The sequence below is a fragment of the Alterluteimonas muca genome (assembly GCF_021191595.1).
Taxonomy (GTDB): Bacteria; Pseudomonadota; Gammaproteobacteria; order Xanthomonadales; family Xanthomonadaceae; genus Luteimonas; species Luteimonas muca.
Genome location: NZ_JAIWPS010000002.1, coordinates 50,991 through 72,683, shown reverse-complemented (window position 1 = coordinate 72,683; position 21,693 = coordinate 50,991). Strand labels below are relative to the sequence as shown.

Genomic DNA, 21,693 nt, shown 5'->3' with positions numbered 1-21,693 from the left:
GTGGCCGCGGCGGGCAACGCGGGGGCTCCGAAGCAATCCCTGAACCACATGTGCCAGCCTCACTGGACTTCGCAGGCAGGGAGGCTGTGCGGGTCGGGGCCCGACTTTGGCCTTGCAGTGCGGCGCACCGCAGGCAGCTTCGAGATCCCGGGCCGCACTCTGGAGACGGGAGACTCTGAAGACCGCAAAAGAGTCGTTCCCGACCAGGACACCAGACACGAAAAAGCCCGCGCGATGGCGGGCTTTTCCAGACTTGCCGCGGCGGCGGATCTCACGCCTTGGCGACGGTCTTCTTGGCGACCTTCTTGGCCGGCGCCTTCACCACGGTCTTCTTCGCAACCGGCGCGGCGGCGGTGGCCGCGGCCCGGGTGGCGGCCTTGCGGGCGTTGCCGTAGCTGGAAATGTAGCGCTTGCCCTTGAGGGTCTTGCGATCGCCCTTGCCCATCGTCTAACTCCTGAATGCTGTGCCGGGATTGCACGGCGCCGGTCGGCGCGCGGGACCGCAAATGCTATCACGCAGAGGTCGGCTGACTGCGTGCGTGGGTCAGCCGCAGGTTGACCAGGTGCGCCGCCGCCAGCAGCAGGCCGCCGGCGGTCATCACCGCGACGTGGGTCATCGAATGGTCGTGCAGGCGGGTGAACGCACCGACCCACACCAGCACTAGACCCGGCACCAGCAACAGCCAGGCATGGAATGCCCGATGGCGGCGCCATCCCAGCGTCAGCGTGGTCGCGCCCAGAAGCGTGGCAAACACCACGAAGGCCTGGTCGAAGTCGATCCAGCCGCCGACCCGGAGGCCCAGCGCGGGCAGCACCGCCAGTACCAGCGGCAGCGCGGCACAGTGCACCGCGCACAGCAGCGAAGCGGCGAAGCCCACCCGGTCGGCGCGGGCAAGGGTGGAATCGGGTGCGGCCATGTCTTCTGGGGGGTGCGGAGAGTTTCGTAACATTATAACATTCCTGTCCCGTTGCCCAGTCTAACCCACGGCCCATGATCGATCCGTCCCGCCCGCCCCCCACCCGCCTCGCCCGTGCCCTTGCCCTGGCCATCGCGCTGCCCCTCAGTGCCGGCGCACACGCGCAGAGCAGTGCCCACCCGACGACCACCACGCTCGATGCCGTGCAGGTGACCGCCGTGCCGCTGGGTGGTGATGCCGAGGACCTCGCCCATCCGATCGAGGTGCTGCACGGCGAGGCGCTGGACGACCGCAAGTCGGGCAGCCTCGGCGAAACCGTGGCCTCGCTGCCCGGCGTGCAGAACGGCTCCTTCGGCGCCGGCGTCGGCCGGCCGATCATCCGAGGCCAGGAAGGCCCGCGCGTGCAGGTGCTGGCCGGTGGCATCGGCAGCATGGATGCCTCCACCGTCAGCGCCGACCATGCCGTCGGCATCGAGCCGTTCCTGGCCGACCAGATCGAGGTGCTCAAGGGCCCGGCCAACCTTCTCTACGGCAGCGGTGCGATCGGTGGTGCGGTGAACGTGGTCGACGGCCGCATCGCGCGCGACCTCCCCGACCAGCCGCTGAGCGGCCGTGCCGAGCTGCGCGCGGCCAGCGGCAACGACGAGCGCACCGGCATGTTCCGTCTCGACGGCGTCAGCGGCGACAACCTCGTGCTGCACGTGGACGGCGTGATCCGCAACAGCGGCGACATCGACATCCCGGGCCATGCGCAACGCCTGCACGACCACGACGGCCATGACCACCACGGCGACGAAGCCGCCTACGGCACCCTGCCCAACAGTGCGATCCGCACCCGTGCCGGCGCGGTCGGCGCCACCTGGCTCGGCGAGCGCGGCCACCTCGGTGTCGCGGTGAGTACGTACCGCACCAATTACGGGCTGCCCGAGGGTGCGCACGTACATGGCGACGATGCCCATGGCCATGACGATCATGGTCATGGCGATCATGGTCACGACGACCACGACCACGACCACGGCGGCCACGATCACGACGGCGGCCATGCACACGACCACGGCCCGGTCCGCATCGACCTCGCCCAGAACCGCGTCGACCTCAAGGGCGGCATCTATGATCCGCTTCCGTTCCTGTCGGCGCTCAACCTGCGCGCGGCGCGCAGCGACTACGAACACGTCGAACTCGAGGACGGCCTCGCGGCCACCCGCTTCGTCAATCGCGGCACCGAGGCGCGGCTGGAAGCGGTGCAGAACGTATTCGATGGCTGGCATGGCGCCTTCGGGCTGCAGCTGGGCCATGTGAACTTCGAGGCGCAGGGCGCGGAAGCCTTCGTGCCGCCAAGCGTGTCCGACACCATTGGCCTGTTCGTGGTGCAGGAGAAGGAGTTCGGGCCGGTCAAGCTGGAATTCGGCGGCCGCCACGAGCGCGTCGAGATCGATTCCGCCACCGGGGTCTCGCGCCGCTTCGATGCCAGCAGCCTGTCCGGTGCCGCGATCTGGCATCTGTCGGAGGTGTTCGACCTGCGCGTCGGTGCCGACGTTTCCGAGCGTGCGCCGACCAACGAGGAGCTGTTTGCCCGTGGCGCGCATATCGCCACCAATTCGATGGAGATCGGCGATCCCGACCTCGACACCGAGCGCGGCCAGCGTCTCGAACTTGGCCTGCATGCACATACCGGGCGGGTCGAGATGAAGGCGGCGGTGTACCAGACGAAGTTCGACCGCTACACCTACCTGGCCGAGACCGGGGTGGTCGACGGCGGCCTGCCAGTGCGGCTGTGGACGCAGGGCGATACCACGTTCCGCGGCGCCGAGGCCGAGGCGAAACTGCACCTGCTGGAGTCCGACGCCGGTGATTTCGACCTGCGCGTGTTCGGCGACATCGTGCGGGCGAAGCTCGACGGCAGCGGCACACGCCACGTGCACTTCGACGTACCGCATGGCGACCACAGCCACCACTACCATGCCGATATCGCGCTCGGCGGCAACCTGCCGCGCATCGCGCCATCACGGCTGGGCGCCGACCTCAACTGGGCCGTCGGTGGCTGGCGCGCGCATGCCGGCGCGGTGCGCTACATGGAGCAGGACCGCGTTGCCACGGGCGAAGACCCAAGCCCCGGCTACACCCTGGTCAATGCCGGCATCGCGTGGCGCGTCGGTGAACCCGACGGCACCCAGTGGGAACTGTTTCTCGACGGCCGCAACCTCACCGACCGCGAGGCGCGTCCGCACACCTCGCTGTTGCGTGATATCGCGCCGCTGCCGGGGCGTTCGATCGCCGGTGGCATCCGCATGTTCTTCTGACCGGGCCGCACGCGCCCCGGGGCCGGCGCTCAGTCGCCGGCCGACTCCACGCAGGCCGCGCACAGCCCGTGCACTTCCAGCGTCTGCGCCTGCGGCACGAAACCCAGCGCGCGGGCGCGGCTGTCGAGGGCTGCAACCACCGCCTCGTCCTCCAGCTCGACCGCGGAATGGCAGCGGTCGCAGATCAGGAACGGAACCGAATGCTGCGCAGTGCTCGGATGGTGGCAGGCGACGAACGCGTTCACCGACTGCAGCTTGTGGATGAAGCCGTTGGCGAGCAGGAAATCGAGCGCGCGATAGACCGTGGGCGGCGCCGCCGCACCCGGGCCCCCGCCCTCGCGGACCTGGTCGAGCAGGTCGTAGGCCTTGAGCGGTCGGCCGGCATCGGCGATCAGCCCGAGCACATGCGCACGGATCGGCGTCAGCCGCAGCCCACGTTCGCTGCAGGCACGCTCCACCGCGCGCACGAAGGCCGCGGCGTCGTCGACATGGTGCTGCGGATCCGTGCAGGCGTGTACGTGTTTCATTATCCGATGATGGCCGCGCCTGGCACGGGACTCAAGGCGCGGCACGGGACTCAGCCTTCTGCCGGCACCATCGCCAGCGCCGCATCGATGCGCGCAAGCGCTTCGTCGCGACCGGCCAGATACACGGTATGGCCGATGTCCGGGCTGACCTGGGTGCCGGTGATCGCCACACGCATCGGCTGCGCGATCTTCCCCATCCCCAGGCCGAGCGATTCCGCAGTGGCGTGCAGCGCGGCGTTGATCGCCTCGACGTTCCAGCTGTCGACTGCGGCCAGGCGCGCACGCGCATCGTCGAGCGCGGCGCGTGCTTCCGGCTTCAGGTGCTTGGCGACGGCCTTGTCGTCGTATTCCGTCAGCGGCCGGTACCACACCGCCGCACGCTCGGCCATTTCCGCAAGCGTCTGCACGCGGTCGCGCAGCGCGAGCACGACATCGGATGACGCCGGTCCCGCGCCGAGGTCATAGCCGGCGTTGCGCAGGTGCCATTCGAGATGTCCGGCCACCGCATCCGGCGCGTCGCTCTTGAGGTACTGCTGGTTGAGCCAGCCGAGCTTGGCCATGTCCAGCCGCGAGGCCTTGGCATTGACGTCGGCGAGGTCGAACCGCGCCTTCATCTCGTCGATCGAGAACACTTCCTGATCGCCGTGCGACCAGCCCAGCCGCACCAGGTAATTGAGCAGCGCATGCGGCAGGTAGCCGGCATCGCGGTACTGCATGACATCGGCGGCGCCGGTGCGCTTGGAAAGCTTCGCACCCTGCTCGTCGAGGATCATCGGCAGGTGCGAGAACGCCGGCACCGGCGCACCCAGCGCGCGGTAGATGTTGATCTGCCGCGGGGTGTTGTTGACGTGGTCGTCGCCTCTGACCACGTCGGTGATGCCCATGTCGATGTCGTCCACGACCACCGCGAAGTTGTAGGTCGGATAGCCATCGGGGCGGAAGATCACCAGGTCGTCGAGTTCGCTGTTGGCGATCTCGATGCGGCCCTTGACCTTGTCGTCCCAGGCGACGACGCCGTCGAGCGGATTCTTCAGGCGGATCACCCGGTTGGGATCGTCGCGGTACGGGGCGCCCTGCTCGCGATAGGCACCGTTGTAGCGGGGCTTGTCGCCTGCGGCCATCGCCGCTTCGCGCATCGCGTCGAGTTCCTGCTTCGACTCGTAGGCGTAATAGGCATGCCCGCTGGCCACCAGCTGCTCGGCAACCTCGCGGTAGCGGTCCACGCGGGCGGTCTGGTAGATCGGCCCTTCGTCGTAATCCAGCCCCAGCCAGTCCATCGCTTCGAGGATGGCGTCGATGGCCGCCTGCGTGCTGCGCTCGCGGTCGGTGTCCTCGATGCGCAGCACGAACTGCCCGCCGGCGCGGCGCGCGGCCAGCCAGCAGTACAGCGCGGTGCGGGCGCCGCCGATATGCAGGTAGCCGGTGGGACTGGGGGCGAAGCGGGTGCGGACGGTCATGGGGGCGGGCTGTGATCCGGGGAATCGCGCATTTTAGGCCAGTGCGCGGGGTGCGGCCCGCAACGGCAAACGTCGCCATCGCTGCGTGCGGCTGGCCAACGGTGCGCGCGGGCACGCCGGTATCATTCGCGGCATGAGCACCCTCTTCGTTTCCGACCTGCATCTCGACCCGGCGCGACCGGACATCACCCGCCTGTTCGCCGCGTTCCTCGACGGCGAGGCACGCGGCGCGGACGCGCTGTACATCCTCGGCGACCTGTTCGAGTCCTGGGTCGGCGACGACGATCCGTCCGAGGCTGGCAGTATCGTTGCCGACCGCCTGCAGGCGCTGTCGGCCGCCGGCGTGCCGGTCTTCTTCATGCACGGCAATCGCGACTTCCTGCTCGGCGCCGACTACGCCGCGCGCGCGGGCATGCAGGTGCTGCCGGATCCGGCCGTGGTCGAGCTGTACGGGCGCCGCGTGCTGCTGACCCACGGCGACCTGCTGTGCACCGACGACGTCGAATACCAGGCGATCCGCGTGCAGACCCGCAACCCGGCCTGGCAGGCGCAGATGCTCGCGCAGCCGCTCGCCGCGCGACTGGCATTCGCCGCCCAGGCACGCGCCGCCAGCCAGGCACGCCAGGGCGAGATGAAGTCCGCCGGCACGATGGAGACGATCACCGACGTCGCCCCGGCCACTGTGGATGCGTTCTTCGACACGCACGGCGTCGACACCATGATCCATGGCCACACCCATCGCCCGGCGATCCATGAGCTGGCCGGCGGCCGCCGCCGCATCGTGCTGGGTGACTGGTACGAACAGGGTTCGGTGCTGCGCGCTTACCCCGATGGCCGCTTCGAGCTGTCGGCGCTGCGCTGACCGCCGCGCCTAGGGGCGCGCCTGCGGATCCGACGCCGCCGCCTGCAGCGCGGCGAGTTCGTCCTCGCTGAAACCCGCGGCGGCGCGCGCATCGATATTGAACGGACCGTGCAGCACCGCGCGTGCGTATTCGGCCAGCAGTTCGCGGAACCGCGGCTCCGGCGCAATGCCTGCACGCGCGCAGTACCAGCGGAACCAGTGGCTGCCGGCCGCGACATGGGCGACCTCTTCCTCGAGGATCACCGCGAGGATGTCGGCGGTGGCGTCGTCGCCCAGCGCGCGCAGCTTCACGATCATGCCGGGGGTGACGTCCAGCCCGCGCGCTTCCAGCACGCGCGGCACCAGCGCCATGCGCGCCAGCCCGTCGTGCGCGGTCTTCTCGGCCATTTCCCACAGGCCGTTGTGGGCGTCGAAGTCGCCGTAGTCGTGGCCGAGCGCCTGCAGGCGGCCACGCAACAGGGTGAAATGCCGCGCCTCGTCCTCGGCGATGCGCACCCAGTCGGCATGGAACGCCGGCGGCAGGCCACGGAAGCGGTAGGCCGCGTCCCAGGCGAGGTCGATCGCGTTGAACTCGATATGCGCGATGGCGTGGATGAAGGCGGCGCGCCCGGCGTCCGTGCCCAGCCCACGCCGCGGCAGGTCGCGGGGATGCACCAGCCCCGGCCGTGGCGGACGCCCGGGCATGCGGATCGGCTCCGGTGCCGGTGCATCCGCCGGTACCGCAAGCGCCCCTGCAGCGAACGCCCGCGCCCACCGGAAGGTGAGCGCGAGCTTGTCGTCGATGGTCGTGGCGTCGAGGCAGGCGCGCGCGGCCTCGAACAACGTCGCGGCCATGCTCAGGGGCCGGCGCGGCGCTTGTTCTTGGCGTCGTCGGAGCGCAGCTGCTGCAGGCGTTCGAAGTAGCCCGGTTCGATGCCGGTGACGTATTCGCCGCTGAAGCAGGAGCTGTCGAAACGCTTGCCGGGGAACTTGTGCCCAGCCACAGCCGTCTCGAGGTCGGCCAGGTCCTGGTAGATCAGCCAGTCGCAGCCCAGGAGCTCCTGGATCTCCTGCTCGCTGCGGCCATTGGCCACCAGCTCCTCCACCGACGGCATGTCGATGCCGTAGATGTTGGGATGCCGCACCGGCGGCGCCGCGGAGGCCAGGTAGACCTTGCGTGCACCGGCGTCGCGCGCCATCTGCACGATCTGCTTCGAGGTGGTGCCGCGCACGATCGAATCGTCCACCAGCAGCACCACGCGGTTGCGGAACTCCAGCGGGATCGGGTTCAACTTGCGCTTGACCGACTTCGCGCGCTCGCCCTGCCCCGGCATGATGAAGGTGCGCCCGACGTAGCGGTTCTTGATGAAACCCTCGCGGTACTTCACCCCGAGCACGTGGGCGAGTTCGAGCGCGGAATCGCGCGAGGTGTCGGGGATCGGGATCACCACGTCGATATCGTGGTCGGGCCGCTCGCGCAGGATCTTCTCGCCCAGCGTCACGCCCATGCGCATGCGCGCCTTGTGCACCGAGATGTTCTCGATCATCGAGTCGGGCCGCGCGAAGTACACGTATTCGAAGATGCACGGCGCACTGTCGCCGGGTTCCGCGCAGGCACGGTGGTGCAGCGCGCCGTCGGCGGTGATCACCAGGCCCTCGCCGGGCGCGACATCGCGCAGGTGCTCGAAGCCGAGGATGTCGAGCGCCACCGATTCCGAGGCCACCGCGTATTCGACGCCGCTCGCCGACTGCCGTCGCCCCAGCACCAGCGGGCGGATGCCGTTGGGATCACGGAACGCCACCAGGCCCAGGCCCAGCACCAGCGCGACGGCCGCGTAGCCGCCGCGGGCGCGGCGGTGCAGGCCTTCCACCGCGGCGAGCGCGGCCTCCGGGGTCAAGGCGCGCTGGCGATCGAGCTCGTGGGCGAAGACGTTGAGCAGCACCTCCGAGTCCGACTCGGTGTTGATGTTGCGGCGGTCGGTCTCGAACACCTCGCGACGCAGCGCATCGGTATTGATGAGGTTCCCGTTGTGCGCCAGCGCGATGCCGTAGGGCGAGTTGACGTAGAACGGCTGCGCCTCGTCGCTGCCCTCGCTGCCCGCCGTGGGGTAGCGGCAATGGCCGATGCCGATGTTGCCGCCGAGCAGTTCCATCGCGGGCGCATCGAACACCTCGCGCACCAGGCCGTTGCCCTTGTGCACGCGCAGCCGCGTGCCGCTGGCGGTGGCGATGCCTGCGGCGTCCTGGCCACGGTGCTGGAGGACGGTCAGGCCGTCGTAGAGGGCGGGCGCGACTTCCGAGGTCCCGACGATACCGACGATGCCGCACATGGAGTTGTCACCTGTGTTGGAAGCGGAAACCCGTCAGCGCGCTCCGCGCACCTCCGGGCTGGATGGACCGTATGGCACCGGTCCGGGTCGGGCCACGCGGCTGGCATGGTCCCGTGCAGCACACCGTCCCCGGTGCCGGCGTCACATGTCGCGGGGTGTCAGGGGTGCGAGCGCACGATGCCGTCGATGCCGGCCCGGCCCTGGATCTGCGAGCGCAGGCGGTCGGCTTCGGCACGGTCGATCACCGGCCCGGCCTTCACCCGGGTCAGCTGGCCGCGGTCGCTCTGCACGGTATCGGTGAAGGCGCTGAAGCCCAGCCCGCGCAGGCGGTCGCGCATGGCGTTGGCGTCGGCGGCATTGCGGAACGCGCCCAGCTGCACTACGAACCCGGTTCCCGCGGCTGCGGCCGGCGCGGGCGCTGCTGGCGGCGCGGGGGTGGGCTGGGCGACAGGTGCCGGCACGTCCTGCGGCCGCGTCGGGGTTGCCGCAGGCGGGGACGGCCGCGCTGCCGGAGACGTGGCAGCGGTGCGTGGCGCGTCGGCGGCGGCATCGAGCGCGATCACCCGGGCATCGTTGGTGCCCACTTCGGCGGCAGCCACGCGCACCGCTTCGGCCTCGGCACGGGTGGCATACGGCCCGATCCGCACCCGCCACACCGGCTTGCCCGCGGTGGCGGCCTCACTGCTGGCCGCCGGGAACCCCGCCCCCGCCAGGCGGTTGACCACAGTGTCCGCATTGACGCTGCTGCCGTAGCTGCCGAAATGCACGGCATATCCGCCACCGGCGACGGCGGCAGGCAGCGCGGCGCCAGCCGCAGCCGGGTCCGCGTCGGCGTCGGCACGCTCGACGGACGCGGTGTCCACCGTGGGGAATTCGCCGTCGGCGGCTGCGGCGTCCACAGGCTCCGGTTCCGCGGCGGGCAGTACTGCCCTGTCATCGGAAGGCGCCGGCGCCATCAGCGGCAGGTCGCGCGTCACCACCCGGTCGGTGGGCGCGTCGGGGAGCTCAAGCGACAGCCCGGACCTGCCCGTGGCCGGGGCGGGCCCCTTCACCAGCATGGGCAGGAAGATCACCGCAAGCGCGACCAGCACCGCTGCGCCGATCAGGCGCTGCTTGACTCCGGAATCCATCGACATCTCGCGAAACGAGGGCGCGCGCATTATACGCGGGCGCCCGTGCCGCCTTCTGAGGCGCAGTTAACCTGGACCGAGCGCGGCGAGCGCCTCGGCGGCGGTGTGGAACGAGCCGAACACGACGATCCGGTCGCCCGGCGCGGCGGCGGGCAGCGCCATCCGCAAGGCCTCGTCGACGGTGGCCGCGGGCACGGCATGCTCGGCCGCGGTGCCGCGCAGGCGCCGCGCGAACGCATCGACATCCAGTGCGCGGGCGCCGGCCAGCCCGGCCACCCGCCAGTCGTCGATGACATTGGCCAGTGCCGCCACCACGCCGACGCTGTCCTTGTCGGCCAGTGCCGCATAGACCGCCTGCGTGCGCCCCGCCGCCGGCTGTGCGGCCAGTTCGGCCGCCAGGGTGCGCGCGGCCTGCGGGTTGTGGGCCACGTCGACCAGCACCTCGACACCGGGCCGCGGCTCGAAGCGCTGCAGCCGGCCGTCGATGCGCGCGGCGGCGACACCCTCCACGAACGCGGCATCCGGCAAGTCGTCGGGAAGCGCGCGCAGCGCCGCGATCGCCACCGCGGCGTTGCGCAGCTGGATGTCGCCGGCCAGTCGCGGGCGCGGCAGTTCGAGGGTGAAATCCAGTTCCCGCCAGCGCCAGTGCTGCGCATCGACGGGATCGACGAAGAAATCGCTGCCGTAGACGATTGCCGACGCGCCGATCCGGTAGGCATGGCCGATCACGCTCGACGGCGGCTGCGTCTCGCCGAGCACCAGCGGCTTCCAGGGCCGCGCGATGCCGGCCTTCTCCGCGCCGATCGCCTCGCGGTCGTCGCCCAGCCAGTCCTGGTGGTCGAGGTCCACCGTGGTGATCACCGCCACATCGGCATCCACCAGGTTCACCGCGTCCAGTCGACCGCCGAGGCCGACCTCGAGCACGGCCAGGTCGAGATCGGCGGCGGCAAACAGCCGCAGTGCCGCGAGGGTGCCGAACTCGAAGTAGGTCAGCGCGACATCGCCACGCGCCGCCTCCACCGCGGCGAACGCGGCGACCAGCGCCACGTCATCAGCCTCGCGACCGTCGACGCGCACGCGTTCGTTGTAGCGCAGCAGATGCGGCGAGGTGTAGGCACCCACGCGCCAGCCGGCGGCACGCGCCATCGCCTCGATGAAGGCGACCGTCGAACCCTTGCCGTTGGTGCCACCCACGGTGATGACGCGCCGCGCCGGTGCCTCCAGGCCCATGCGCGCCGCCACCGCACGCACGCGATCGAGCCCGAGTTCGATCGACCGGGGATGCTGCTGCTCGATGTATTCGAGCCACTCGGGGAGGGTGTCGGGCATCGCGTCATTCTAGGTTCTTCGCCCCACCGGGGAGCGAACCAGAGCACTTCGGCAACGAACTGGTCGGTATGGGCGAGCGGTGCGTCCACCGCCGCTCTGCAGAAGTCCGCGCCGCCCGCCACGTACACCGGCGGCGTGCGGACAGCAGGCCGTGGCAGCGGGACGCGGACTCCGGCCGGGGGGAGCGCCCCTGGGATGCGCCCCGGGCAGCGGCAATGGCCGCGAATCTCGCAGCCCGCGGCGCTGTTACAGCGCCCGGTGCACCGCTTCGCCGAACAGCGGGGTGTGGTGGGCGCAGTCGTTGAGGCGCACCACGTCCAGGGAATCCGGCGTGGCACCTTCCAGCAGGTTCAGCGTGGTCGGCGCCTGGCGGAAGGTCCACAGCCGCGACAGCGGGATGCCGAGCACGCGGCACAGCAGCACCCGGTTGACCGCATCGTGGGCCACCACCAGCAGGGTGTCGTCCGCGGCGAGGCCGGCCATCGCGCGCGTCAGCGCCGGCCAGGCGCGGTCGATCACATGCTGCAGCGATTCGCCGCCCCCGGGCATCAGCACCGTGTCCGGCGCCTCGCGCCAGGCGCGAGCGAGCTCGGGGTGCTGCTCGCGGATCTCACCGGCCAGCAGGCCTTCCCAGCTGCCGTGGCCGATCTCGCGCAGGCCGTCGTCGAGGGTGAGCATGCCGGCGCGCTCCGGGCCAAGGGCGAGCTCCGCGGTACGTCGCGCCCGTTGCAGGGGCGAGGCCACCGCGCGATCGATGCGCACGTCGGCCAGCCGACGCCCGAGTGCCTGCGCCTGGCCGATCCCCACCGGCGACAGCGCGATGTCCTCCTGCCCCTGGTAGCGGCCTTCCGCATTCCAGGGCGTCTCGCCATGCCGGGCCAGCAGGATCCTCATGCGCGTGCCTTCGGATGTGTGACGCCGGAGCGTAGCAGGCCCGCCGTGGTCACAGTCCCAGCTCCTCGAGCAGTGCCGGCGCGGGGTACACCTCGCGCATGATCCAGCGCAGATAGCGCTGGTCGACCGAGATGGTGCGGGTCATCGCCGGGTCGAACACCCAGTTCGAGCTCACCGATTCCCAGTTCATGTCGAACAGCAGGCCGGTCAGCCGGCCCTGCGCATCGAGCACCGGCGACCCCGAGTTGCCGCCGGTGACATCGAGGTCGGACAGGAAGTTCACCGGCACGCTGCGCAGGCGGCGCTCGGCCAGCCCGGCGTGGCGGCGCTCGGCGACCGCATCCAGCAGCGCCTGCGGCGCGTCGAACGGCTCCTCCCCGGTTGCTTTCGCCGGGATCTCGTCGATGGTCGTGAACGGCGAGTGCGCTCGACCATCCAGCCCGGTGTAGCCGGTGACCTTTCCGAAGGTGATGCGCAGCGAGCCGTTGGCGTCCGGGTACACCGCACCGCCCTGGGCACGGCGCCAGTCGGCGACCGCGGCGAGATAGCGCGGACGCGACTGCAACAGGTCGCCACCGCGCGCCTTGCGCTCGATGTCCCGGCGCAGCATCGACGGCGTGACCGCGATCGCATAGCGGATCGCCGGGTCGCGGCTGCGCTCGAACGCGTCGCGGTCGGCGGTCAGCCAGCGCATGCGCTCGTCGAGATCGCCCAGGCGGGTGCCTGCCAGGCGGTCGAGTGCACGCTCGATGGCCGCGGCGTCGTTGCCGCCCAGCCACGTGTCGATCGCGGCGTCGCGCTGCCCGGCCGGCAGCTTGATGTACTCGCTGAGCCAGTAGCGCTGCAGGATGCGGTCCATCTCCGGGTGGTAGCGACGCTCCATCTGCTGCAGCGAGCCCTGGATCGTGGCCTGGTCGCGCTCCTGGTAGCCGGGCTCGCGGTCGGCATCGGGGTTGCTGCGTTCGATGGCGTTGCGGTACAGCGTCATCGCCACGCCGAGCGTGCCAAGCCGGTGCAGCTGGCTCGTGATCAGGTCGCGGTCGCGGGTGGCGCCTGCCGCTTCGTTGACCCGCACCACGTCGGCATAGGCCTCCAGCGCCGGCTGTCCGGCCTCGCCCTGCCCACGCAGCCATTCCAGCACCGCGTCTTCCTCGGCGCGCTTGCGCTGCGCGGCGTCGATGCGCGCGAACCCCTCCAGCTGGCCGTCGTAGTTCTTCGAGGCGTTCTTCCAGCCGCCGACGGTGCTGGCATAGCGCACCGCGATCTCCGGGTTGCGCGCGCCCTCGGTCTCGACCAGCTCCAGCAGGCGCTTGTAATGCGCCGAGAGCGTCGGATACATCCACTGCGCGGTCTGCTCGAACTCGGCGGCCAGCGCGTAGCGGTTGGTGCTGCCGGGGTAGCCCGCGGCCATCACGAAGTCGCCTTCGCGCAGTGGTCGCTCGGCGAAGCGCAGGAAGCGCTTCGGCTGGTAGGGCACGTTGGTCGCGGCGTGGTCGGCCGGCTGGCCATCGGGACCGACATAGGCGCGGTAGAAGGCGAAGTCGCCGGTGTGCCGCGGCCAGGTCCAGTTGTCGACCTCGCCACCGAAGTTGCCGATGCCACCCGGCGGCGCGTACACCAGGCGCACGTCGCGGATCTCGAGGTTGCGAAACAGCCGCCAGGCGTTGCCGCCGTCGAAGGCGTACAGCCGGCAGCGGTAGCCCGGGCGGAACTCGCAACTGGCCACCAGCCGCTTCTCGATCGCCTCGAAGGCCCGCGTGCGGCCGATCGCGTCGGGCGCCGCGGCCATCGCCGCCTGCACCTCGCCGGTGACATCGCGGATCGAGTCGAGCACGTAGATGCGCGCGTTCGGCCCGGCGCTGAGTTCGCCTTCGCGGGCGGCGGCATTGAAGCCGTCGCGCATCAGGTTGTTCTCGGGCGTCGAATTCAGCTGGATCGCGCCGTAGGCACAGTGGTGGTTGGTCACCACCAGGCCCTGCTGCGAGACGAAGCCGGCGGTGCACCCGCCCAGCGAGACCACAGCGCCCATTGGATCGCCGGTCAGGTCGGCCAGCTGCGAGGCCGGCAGGCGCAACCCGGTGCGCTTCAGCGCGTCGCCGATCTCCGGCAGCTGCTGCGGAACCCACATGCCCTCGCCGGCAATGGCGGGCGTGGCGGCGGCAAGCGCAAGCAGCGCGGCGATCAGGCGACGGGTCATCAGGCATCGTTCCGGTGTGACGGGGGGCCAAGTCTACCGGCCGTGCCGCGCGCCATACCCCCGACCCGTCCTCACCGCGGTCGCATTGGCCGGCGGGACAGCCCCCGGGACGTATAATTCCGCTTCTTTTCCAGACCCACGGACACCCCACATGCCCGACAGCAACCGGCCCACCACCATGCGCGCGCTGGTCAAGCGCGAAGCCAGCAAGGGCATCTGGATGGAAGAGGTGCCGGTGCCGGTGCCGGGGCCCAACGAAGTGCTGATCCGCGTCGAGAAGGCCGCCATCTGCGGCACCGACCTGCACATCTACCTGTGGGACGAGTGGAGCCAGCGCACCATCACGCCGGGCCTGGTCATCGGCCACGAGTTCGTCGGCCGCATCGCCGAGGTCGGCCCCGGCGTGCAGGGCTACACCATCGGCCAGCGGGTGTCGGCCGAAGGCCATATCGTCTGCGGCCACTGCCGCAACTGCCGCGCCGGCAAGCAGCACCTGTGCCCGAACACCAACGGCATCGGCGTGAACCGCAACGGCGCGTTCGCCGACTACATCGTGATGCCGGCGACCAACCTGTGGCCGATCCCGGACCAGATTCCCTCCGAACTGGCGGCGTTCTTCGATCCCTACGGCAATGCCGCGCACTGCGCGCTGGAATTCGACGTGGTGGGCGAGGACGTGCTGATCACCGGCGCCGGCCCGATCGGCGTCATGGCCGCTGGCATCTGCAAGCACATCGGCGCGCGCAACGTGGTGGTCACCGACGTCAACGACTACCGCCTGAAGCTGGCCGCCGACATGGGCGCCACCCGGGTGGTCAACGTCGCCAACGCCTCATTGAGGGATGTCATGGCCGACCTGCACCTGGAAGGCTTCGACGTCGGCCTGGAGATGAGCGGCAACCCGCGCGCCTTCAACGACATGCTCGACTGCATGTACCACGGCGGCAAGGTCGCCCTGCTCGGCATCCTGCCCAAGGGTGCCGGCGTGGACTGGGACCGCATCATCTTCAAGGGCCTCACGGTGCAGGGCATCTACGGCCGGAAGATGTACGAGACCTGGTACAAGATGACCCAGCTGGTGCTGTCCGGCTTCCCGCTGGGCAAGGTGCTGAGCCACCAGCTGCCCGCCAACGACTTCCAGAAGGGCTTCGACCTGATGGAATCCGGCAAGTCCGGCAAGGTCGTGCTCGACTGGCACTGAGCCAGAAGCCAGCCGCAGGCGGACGGTTGCCGTTGTCCCGGACCAAACCAGGGAAGGTTATGCGCGTTCCACATCTGTTTCTGCTTGCGACACTGCTGGTCTCGACGGGCGCAACCGCGAGTGGGCCGCAATGCCCTGCGGTTGAAACACCCCCCGCGCCGGTCTGCGTGGCTGCTCCCCACGGTCTGGCTTATGCCGACTCCGAGCGCGAAGCCAACGTTGCGGCCGGCGCACTTGGTGAGGCCGCGCAGCGCTTCGGGCTGCACTTCGGCCGTGTTCCGGTGGGTGCATTGATCCTGAGCACCAGCCTGGACCCGACCGCGGCCCAGGACTTCGCCAGGGCCCATGGACTGGAATACGCCCAGGTCTGGCTCCCAACCCGTGCGAAGCGGTCGATGACCGAGCGGGCCATGCGCCAGGCCGGCATGGATCGCGCACGGATCAATCAGGCGCTGTCCCGCGCGGCGGAACAGGACGCAGTCACCTTGCGTCACGAGGTCGGCCATGCGATGTATCGCGCCATCTACTTCCCCGACACGGAAGGTTCGCTGCAGGACCGGTATGGCACACCGGCTCCGGACTGGCTGGACGAGGCGGCCGCCATCCTCATGGAGCAGCCTGAAGCCCAGGCCCGCCACCTTGCCTCGTTCATGGACGCAGCAAAGCACCGGCCGCGCACGATCCCGGGCCTGATCGACTTCGTTGAGGCCGAGCATCCCGTGCGCTCGGCCGCGCTGGCCCGTGCACTCGCCCGCGGACCCAGATCCGAATCCGGTGTGCAGATGATGGTGACCACGGGCAACGGATTTGCCGGCCTCGACAGCTTCTATGGGCAGTCATTGCTGATGGCGCTTTTCCTGGCCGAAACCAGTGGAGATCCGCGCATCCTGATGCCGATCAGCAGCGCAATCGCGGGCGGCGCCACATTCGAGCAGTGGCTGGCTTCCGACGGCGGGCGGCACGGCCTTCCGGGCGGACTCCTGGCGCTCCAGTCCCTCTGGGACAGCTGGCTGCAGGTCCAGGTGATGAACCCGGACCGCGGCGCAAATGCCGAAGGCGGCACGTAGAATCCGAGGCCCCGTTTCCCGAGGCCCCTCTCCATGTCTTCCACCCAGCACTACGCCGACACCCTCGACGAAATCCGCGAGGCGGGCCTGTTCAAGTCCGAGCGCGTCATCACCAGCCCGCAGTCGGCGGAGATCACCCTGGCCGATGGCCGCACGGTGCTGAACTTCTGTGCCAACAACTACCTGGGCCTCGCGGACCACCCGGACATCATCGCCGCCGCCAGGGACGCGCTCGACAGCCACGGCTTCGGTATGGCGTCTGTGCGTTTCATCTGCGGCACCCAGGACCTGCACAAGCAGCTGGAGCAGACCATCGCCGACTTCTTCGGCACCGAGGACACCATCCTCTACGCAGCCTGCTTCGATGCCAACGGCGGCCTGTTCGAGCCGCTGCTGGGCGCCGGGGACGCGGTCATCTCCGACTCGCTCAACCATGCCTCGATCATCGACGGCGTGCGCCTGTGCAAGGCCAAGCGCTACCGCTACGCCAACTGCGACATGGCGGATCTCGAGAAGCAATTGCAGCAGGCGAAGGCCGACGGCGCGCACACCATCATGATCACCACCGACGGGGTGTTCTCGATGGACGGCTTCGTCGCCCCGCTCGACCGGATCACCGCGCTGGCCGAGGAGTACGGCGCGCTGGTGCATATCGACGAATGCCACGCCACCGGCTTTCTCGGAGAGACCGGCCGCGGCTCCGCCGAGGTCAAGGGCGTGCTCGGCGAGATCGACATCTATACCGGCACCCTAGGCAAGGCGATGGGCGGTGCGCTCGGCGGCTTCACCACCGCGAAGCGCGAGGTGGTCGAACTGCTGCGCCAGCGTTCGCGCCCCTACCTGTTCTCCAACTCGCTGCCGCCGCACGTGGTGGCCGCCGGCATCAAGGCCTTCGAGATGCTCGACGCCGCCGGCAGCCTGCGCGACCGGCTGCGCAGCAACACCGCCTATTTCCGCGAGCGGATGACCGCCGCCGGCTTCGACCTCAAGCCAGGCGACCATCCCATCTGCCCGGTGATGCTCTACGACGCCCCTCTGGCGCAACGCTTTGCCGAGCGCCTGCTCGAGGAGGGCATCTACGCCATCGGTTTCTTCTTCCCGGTGGTTCCCGACGGCCAGGCGCGCATCCGCACGCAGATCTCCGCGGCGCACACCCGCGAGCACCTCGACCGTGCCATCGATGCGTTCACCCGGATCGGCCGCGAGCTGGGCGTCGTCGGCCGCTGAGTCACGCCGCGAACGCCCTGACGAGAAAGGCCCGCTTGCGCGGGCCTTTTTCATGGAGCAGGAGACGGACTCAATTGCTCGACGTCGGCACCGGCGCGGCGGCTTCGGTCTCTGCCGGCACCGCATCCGCTGCCGGAGGCGGGGGCTGCACGCCGCGCGCAACGCGTACGCCACGTGCCTTCATCCATGCGTCGAACTCGTCGGCAGTCATCATCTTGCCTTCCTGCTGCATGTCGAAACGCCAGGGCGTGTTGTCGAACTCCGTCTTCGGCTGGTACACGGACGGGTCGTTCGGGTCGACCGTCGCCGCCGATGCGCTCAGCTGCGGACAGCCTTCGAGCTGGATGCGCAGCAGCACCTGTTCCAGCGACTGCGATTCATCCACATCAGGAGCAAGCACGCCGCCGCGTGCACCCGGACGGTACGCGGGCGCCACCAGCTCGGGGGACACCGCGCCCAGGACCGTCGCCGCGGTCGGCGAGGCTGCAACCGGACGCGGAAGCGAGCAATCGGACGCGAACGACAGAGCAGGTGCTGCAGCGAGCAGCAGCGTGGCGATGACCTTGTGCATGGTGGTTCCCCGGCGAAAGTGCGGTGGAGTGTAAACAGCTTGAAGTAGCAGCCGCAAGTCCTTGTTCTGGAACGACCTATTCAGCTGTCGCGGCGCTGGTGGTCGATCGTTCTGGCGCCGATGGGTGGCCGCGCGCCTGTCCACTATGCTCCTGCTCACGCCGAAAAGCAGAAAGCCCGGCCAGGGGCCGGGCTTTCTGGTTCAACTCGAGCGTGCGTCCGTTAGTTCTGGACGTTGAGCTCGGTGCGGCGGTTGCGCGCACGACCTTCCGGATTGTCCGAACCATCCGGGTTGGTGTTCGGCGCGATCGGGCGGCTCTCGCCGTAACCGGTCGGGCCCACCAGGCGGCTGGCAGCAATGCCGGCGCCGGTGATGTGGTCGTACACGGCGCGCGCGCGGCGCTCCGACAGGGCCTGGTTGTAGGCGTCGGTACCGACGGAGTCGGTGTGGCCGGCGACTTCAACGCGCAGGTCGGGGTAGCGACGCAGGATCTCGATCGCCTCGTTGAGGATGGCGACGGCGTCCGGACGCAGGGTCGAGCGGTCGAAGTCGAAGTTCACGCCACGCAGGTCGATGGTGACCGGAACCGGGCAGCCATCCGGGCCGACCGTGGTGCCTGCCGGGGTGTTCGGGCAGCGGTCGTCGCAGTCGTTGACGCCGTCACCGTCGCTGTCGCGGTCGGCGCAGTTGTCCACCGGGGCCGGCGGCGGCGGCGGGGCGACCGGAGCGACCGGCGGCGGGCCGAGCGGGATCACGACGCCGACCGAAGCCATCAGGTCGGTGAAGTAGCTCTCCGACTGGTTGTGCGGGTAGCCCGCCCAGTCCTGCGCGCCGTTGGCGGCGTAGCTGCTGTCGTCGAAATCGCCACGCAGCGCGACTTCCGCACGCACCGCAACGCGGTTCTCGAACGTGCCCTGCAGGCCGAGGCCGACCTTGGCGGCAAAGTTGCCGTCCTTGCGCTTACCCGGCGAATCCGGGCTCGGGAAGTTGTCGAACTCCTCTTCCGAACGCTGGTAGCCGACGCCGAACAGCGCATAGGGGTTCCAGGTGCGGCCTTCCTGCAGCCAGTGGTAGCGGAAGTCGAACGAGATGCCGTACTGGCTCCAGTTGAGGTTCGGGTTCGACCCATCCACCGAAGCGGCGCTGCGGAAGTTCGGGTTCTGGTAGTTGATCTCGCCGTCGACCGACCAGTTGGGGCTGATGAACTTGCCCAGGCCGATGCTGCCGAACGGGGCGTCGCTGGTGCGGCGGTCCTCGTCCTGGAAGTTGTAGCCGACGGAGCCAGTCAGGTACCAGCGATCGTCGAACTCCTGCGCACTGGCAGCGTGCGCCAGGCCCAGGCCGCCGAGCAGCGCGGCGCAGAGGAGTTTCTTTTTCATTCGTTCAGCTCCTTGATCAAGGGGGGGAAAGCATCTACATCGTTTGTTGTGATTGCGTCGAGATCGCGTCAGGCAATCATCGCCGGCGTAGCCTAGAGTCAGGCCTGTGAAGACGCCGTTAACGCTAGCATAACAGTTGCGGGGTGCCAATCTGGGGCAACTCCGGACCCGGCCTCCACAGTCAGGGACGGCGAACGGCAGCCAGCGCAGCGACGCCGCGTCCAAGCGTGCATACGATTCTGATCATCGGGCCCCGCGCAGATGTCCGCAGCAGCGGCTGGCACGGCCTGACCGCCGCGCACCTCGCGCTACTTGCCGGCATCACCGTGCACGTGCAGCCCCCATGGATGTCGCGCCGCCCCACAAGCCGAGACAACGACATGACCGCGATGCTCCACCGCTACGCCGCGTTCTCCCACGATCCGGCCGGCGGCAATCCTGCCGGCGTGTGGATCGGTGACATCCTGCCCGCAACGGCGGTGATGCAGCGGATCGCCGCGGAGGTCGGGTTCTCGGAAACAGTGTTCGTTGCGGGTACCGGCAACGTACGCAGCGCGCGCTATTTCAGCCCGAAGTGGAAGTGCCTTTCTGTGGCCACGCGACGATCGCCGCCGGCATCGTGCTGGGCGAGACCTGCGGCGATGGACGCTATCTGCTGGAGACCACGGCCGGCGAGGTGCCGGTGATGGTCACGCAGCGCGACGGCGTGCGCGAGGCCGCGTTGACGAGTGTCGTGCCACGCCACGCGGCCGCGGCGCCCGGGCTGGTCGATGCCGCACTGGCGGCGCTGGGACGGACGCACCTCGAACTCGACCACCGCATTCCTCCGGCGCGTGCCTACGCGGGCGCCTGGCACCTGGTGCTTGCCGTGCGCGATGCGGCGCGGCTGGCATCGCTTGCGTACGACTTCGAACGCCTGAAGGCGCTGATGCTCGAGGACGGGCTCACCACGCTGCAGCTGGTGTGGCGCGAGCGCGCGGACCTTTTCCATGCGCGCAACCCGTTCCCGGTGGGCGGCGTGGTCGAGGACCCCGCGACCGGCGCCGCCGCAGCCGCACTCGGTGGCTATCTGCGCGACGCCGGGATGATCGCGGCGCCGGCGCGCATCCGCATCCGCCAGGGCGACTGGATGGGCCGGCCCGGCCTGCTGGTCGTCGACATCCCGCGCTCCAGGGGCATCATCGTCTCCGGCACCGCGGTGCCGTGCGCGGCCTCCACCATGTCGCCGCCCTCCCCGACCTGTCAGGAGCCCACGCCATGAAAGCCATCGTGACCACCGGCCCACGCCCGGCCGAGGACCCTCGCGCGCTCGAGGAGCGTGACCTGCCGATGCCGACGCCGGGTGCCGGCGATCTCCGCGTGCGCATCGAAGCGGTCTCGGTGAACCCCGTGGACACCAAGCTCCGGCGTGCGCCGCTGCCTGCCGGTGCCGACCACCGGGTGCTGGGGTTCGACGCCGCCGGGACCGTCGATGCCGTGGGCGACGCGGTGCGCGGCTTCGCGCCGGGCGATCGTGTCTATTACGCCGGCGACGTGACCCGTGCCGGCAGCAACGCCGAGTACCAGCTGGTCGATGCACGGATCGTGGCGCGCGCGCCGGCGTCGATGGATGCCGCGCAGGCAGCGGCGTTGCCGCTGACCGCGCTCACCGCATGGGAGCTGATGTTCGAGCGCATGCCGTTCTCGATCGAGGGCGGTGGCACCGGCAGGACGTTGCTGGTGATCGGCGGCGCCGGCGGCGTCGGGTCGATGGCGATCCAGCTCGGGCGGCTCGCCGGCTTCCGGGCGATCGCCACCGCGTCGCGCGAGGAGACCCGCGCCTGGTGCAGCGGACTGGGCGCCCACCATGTCGTCGATCATCGCCAGCCACTGGCCCCTCAGCTGCAGGCTCTGTGTTTCGAGGCGGTGGATGTCGCCCTCAACCTTGCCGACACCGACCACTACTGGGACGCACTGGGCGAGCTGCTGACGCCGCAGGGGCATGTGGGGCTGATCGTGGAGCCCACGGGTGCGCTGCGCATCGGCGATCCGTACAAGGCCAAGTGCATCGGCATCCACTGGGAATTCATGTTCGCGCGTTCGCGCTTCGGCACCGCCGATATCGCCGAGCAGGGGCGCATTCTTGCGCGCGTGGCCGCGCTGGTCGATGCCGGGCGCCTGCGCGGCACGCTGACGGAGACACTGCAGCCGATCTCCGTCGACACCTTGCGCGAGGCGCATCGCCGGGTCGAAGGCGGCCGCAGCATCGGCAAGCTGGTCCTGGCCGGCTGGTAACGCCCGGCGGTGCCGTGCCGCGCGTTGCGTGATGCAACCGGACCCGGCATCC

Annotated in this window: 18 protein-coding genes and 1 pseudogene; 7 read left to right on the top strand and 12 right to left on the bottom strand. The window is 69.8% G+C overall.

Going from position 1 to position 21,693, the window contains the following annotated elements; translation table 11 throughout:
• Positions 1 to 271 precede the first annotated feature (271 nt).
• Positions 272 to 445, bottom strand: coding sequence for a 30S ribosomal protein THX (locus tag LDO11_RS03545; protein WP_100322062.1), 174 nt, complete (start codon positions 443 to 445; stop codon positions 272 to 274).
• 67 nt (positions 446 to 512) lie between these two features.
• Entirely contained in the window at positions 513 to 917 is a 405-nt protein-coding gene (locus tag LDO11_RS03540) for a MerC domain-containing protein (protein ID WP_129136480.1), read from the bottom strand.
• Between the two features lie 74 nt (positions 918 to 991).
• Between LDO11_RS03540 and LDO11_RS03535 the strand changes: the two genes are divergently transcribed.
• Complete coding sequence (locus tag LDO11_RS03535; RefSeq protein ID WP_232140372.1) at positions 992 to 3,217, top strand: TonB-dependent receptor; 2,226 nt, start codon at positions 992 to 994, stop codon at positions 3,215 to 3,217.
• 29 nt (positions 3,218 to 3,246) lie between these two features.
• On the opposite strand, the gene LDO11_RS03530 is transcribed toward LDO11_RS03535, so the two are convergent.
• Positions 3,247 to 3,747 (bottom strand): transcriptional repressor, encoded by a 501-nt coding sequence (locus tag LDO11_RS03530; protein WP_435574605.1) that lies wholly within the window; start codon positions 3,745 to 3,747, stop codon positions 3,247 to 3,249.
• Positions 3,748 to 3,794: 47 nt separating this feature from the next.
• The gene (gene gltX / locus LDO11_RS03525) at positions 3,795 to 5,201 is read right to left on the bottom strand and encodes a glutamate--tRNA ligase (protein ID WP_232140371.1); all 1,407 of its coding nucleotides are present in this window, start codon (positions 5,199 to 5,201) and stop codon (positions 3,795 to 3,797) included.
• Positions 5,202 to 5,334: 133 nt separating this feature from the next.
• On the opposite strand from gltX, the gene lpxH reads away from it, so the two are divergent.
• A complete protein-coding gene (gene lpxH, locus LDO11_RS03520; protein ID WP_129136484.1) occupies positions 5,335 to 6,063 on the top strand; it encodes a UDP-2,3-diacylglucosamine diphosphatase in 729 nt (242 codons plus the stop codon).
• Between the two features lie 9 nt (positions 6,064 to 6,072).
• Here lpxH and LDO11_RS03515 read toward each other — a convergent pair whose 3' ends face one another.
• From LDO11_RS03515 to LDO11_RS03490, 6 genes are all read right to left on the bottom strand, one after another.
• Positions 6,073 to 6,897 carry a ferritin-like domain-containing protein gene (locus LDO11_RS03515; protein WP_232140370.1) on the bottom strand — a complete coding sequence of 275 codons (825 nt, stop codon included), beginning with the start codon at positions 6,895 to 6,897 and terminating at the stop codon, positions 6,073 to 6,075.
• Between the two features lie 2 nt (positions 6,898 to 6,899).
• Positions 6,900 to 8,372 (bottom strand): amidophosphoribosyltransferase, encoded by a 1,473-nt coding sequence (purF, locus tag LDO11_RS03510; RefSeq protein ID WP_129136486.1) that lies wholly within the window; start codon positions 8,370 to 8,372, stop codon positions 6,900 to 6,902.
• A 158-nt stretch (positions 8,373 to 8,530) separates the two neighbouring features.
• Positions 8,531 to 9,502: an SPOR domain-containing protein gene (locus LDO11_RS03505; RefSeq protein WP_232140369.1), complete on the bottom strand. Its 972-nt coding sequence runs from the start codon at positions 9,500 to 9,502 to the stop codon at positions 8,531 to 8,533.
• A gap of 66 nt (positions 9,503 to 9,568) precedes the next feature.
• Positions 9,569 to 10,831 (bottom strand): bifunctional tetrahydrofolate synthase/dihydrofolate synthase, encoded by a 1,263-nt coding sequence (gene folC, locus LDO11_RS03500; RefSeq protein WP_232140368.1) that lies wholly within the window; start codon positions 10,829 to 10,831, stop codon positions 9,569 to 9,571.
• A gap of 246 nt (positions 10,832 to 11,077) precedes the next feature.
• Positions 11,078 to 11,725, bottom strand: a complete 648-nt coding sequence (locus LDO11_RS03495) for a histidine phosphatase family protein (RefSeq protein WP_232140367.1) — start codon at positions 11,723 to 11,725, stop codon at positions 11,078 to 11,080.
• Between the two features lie 49 nt (positions 11,726 to 11,774).
• Positions 11,775 to 13,853, bottom strand: a complete 2,079-nt coding sequence (locus LDO11_RS03490; protein WP_232140658.1) for a S46 family peptidase — start codon at positions 13,851 to 13,853, stop codon at positions 11,775 to 11,777.
• A gap of 247 nt (positions 13,854 to 14,100) precedes the next feature.
• Here LDO11_RS03490 and tdh point away from each other — a divergent pair, with 247 nt between their 5' ends.
• The 3 genes from tdh (at position 14,101) to kbl (ending at position 17,417) form a co-directional block, all read left to right on the top strand.
• A complete protein-coding gene (gene tdh / locus LDO11_RS03485; RefSeq protein ID WP_129137323.1) occupies positions 14,101 to 15,123 on the top strand; it encodes an L-threonine 3-dehydrogenase in 1,023 nt (340 codons plus the stop codon).
• A gap of 167 nt (positions 15,124 to 15,290) precedes the next feature.
• Positions 15,291 to 16,190 (top strand): hypothetical protein, encoded by a 900-nt coding sequence (locus tag LDO11_RS03480; RefSeq protein WP_232140366.1) that lies wholly within the window; start codon positions 15,291 to 15,293, stop codon positions 16,188 to 16,190.
• A gap of 33 nt (positions 16,191 to 16,223) precedes the next feature.
• On the top strand, positions 16,224 to 17,417 hold the full coding sequence (kbl, locus tag LDO11_RS03475) for a glycine C-acetyltransferase (protein WP_232140365.1): 1,194 nt from the start codon (positions 16,224 to 16,226) through the stop codon (positions 17,415 to 17,417).
• Positions 17,418 to 17,487: 70 nt separating this feature from the next.
• On the opposite strand, the gene LDO11_RS03470 is transcribed toward kbl, so the two are convergent.
• Together LDO11_RS03470 and LDO11_RS03465 are read right to left on the bottom strand one after the other, a co-directional pair.
• Positions 17,488 to 17,988, bottom strand: coding sequence for a hypothetical protein (locus LDO11_RS03470; protein WP_232140364.1), 501 nt, complete (start codon positions 17,986 to 17,988; stop codon positions 17,488 to 17,490).
• Positions 17,989 to 18,209: 221 nt separating this feature from the next.
• Positions 18,210 to 19,367: an OmpA family protein gene (locus LDO11_RS03465; RefSeq protein ID WP_232140363.1), complete on the bottom strand. Its 1,158-nt coding sequence runs from the start codon at positions 19,365 to 19,367 to the stop codon at positions 18,210 to 18,212.
• 347 nt (positions 19,368 to 19,714) lie between these two features.
• On the opposite strand from LDO11_RS03465, the pseudogene LDO11_RS03460 reads away from it, so the two are divergent.
• Both LDO11_RS03460 and LDO11_RS03455 read left to right on the top strand, forming a co-directional pair.
• Positions 19,715 to 20,628, top strand: a pseudogene (locus LDO11_RS03460) (PhzF family phenazine biosynthesis protein).
• A complete protein-coding gene (locus tag LDO11_RS03455; RefSeq protein WP_232140361.1) occupies positions 20,625 to 21,641 on the top strand; it encodes a zinc-binding alcohol dehydrogenase family protein in 1,017 nt (338 codons plus the stop codon). Before LDO11_RS03460 ends, LDO11_RS03455 begins: the two are co-directional and overlap by 4 nt.
• The last annotated feature ends 52 nt before the right edge of the window (positions 21,642 to 21,693 follow it).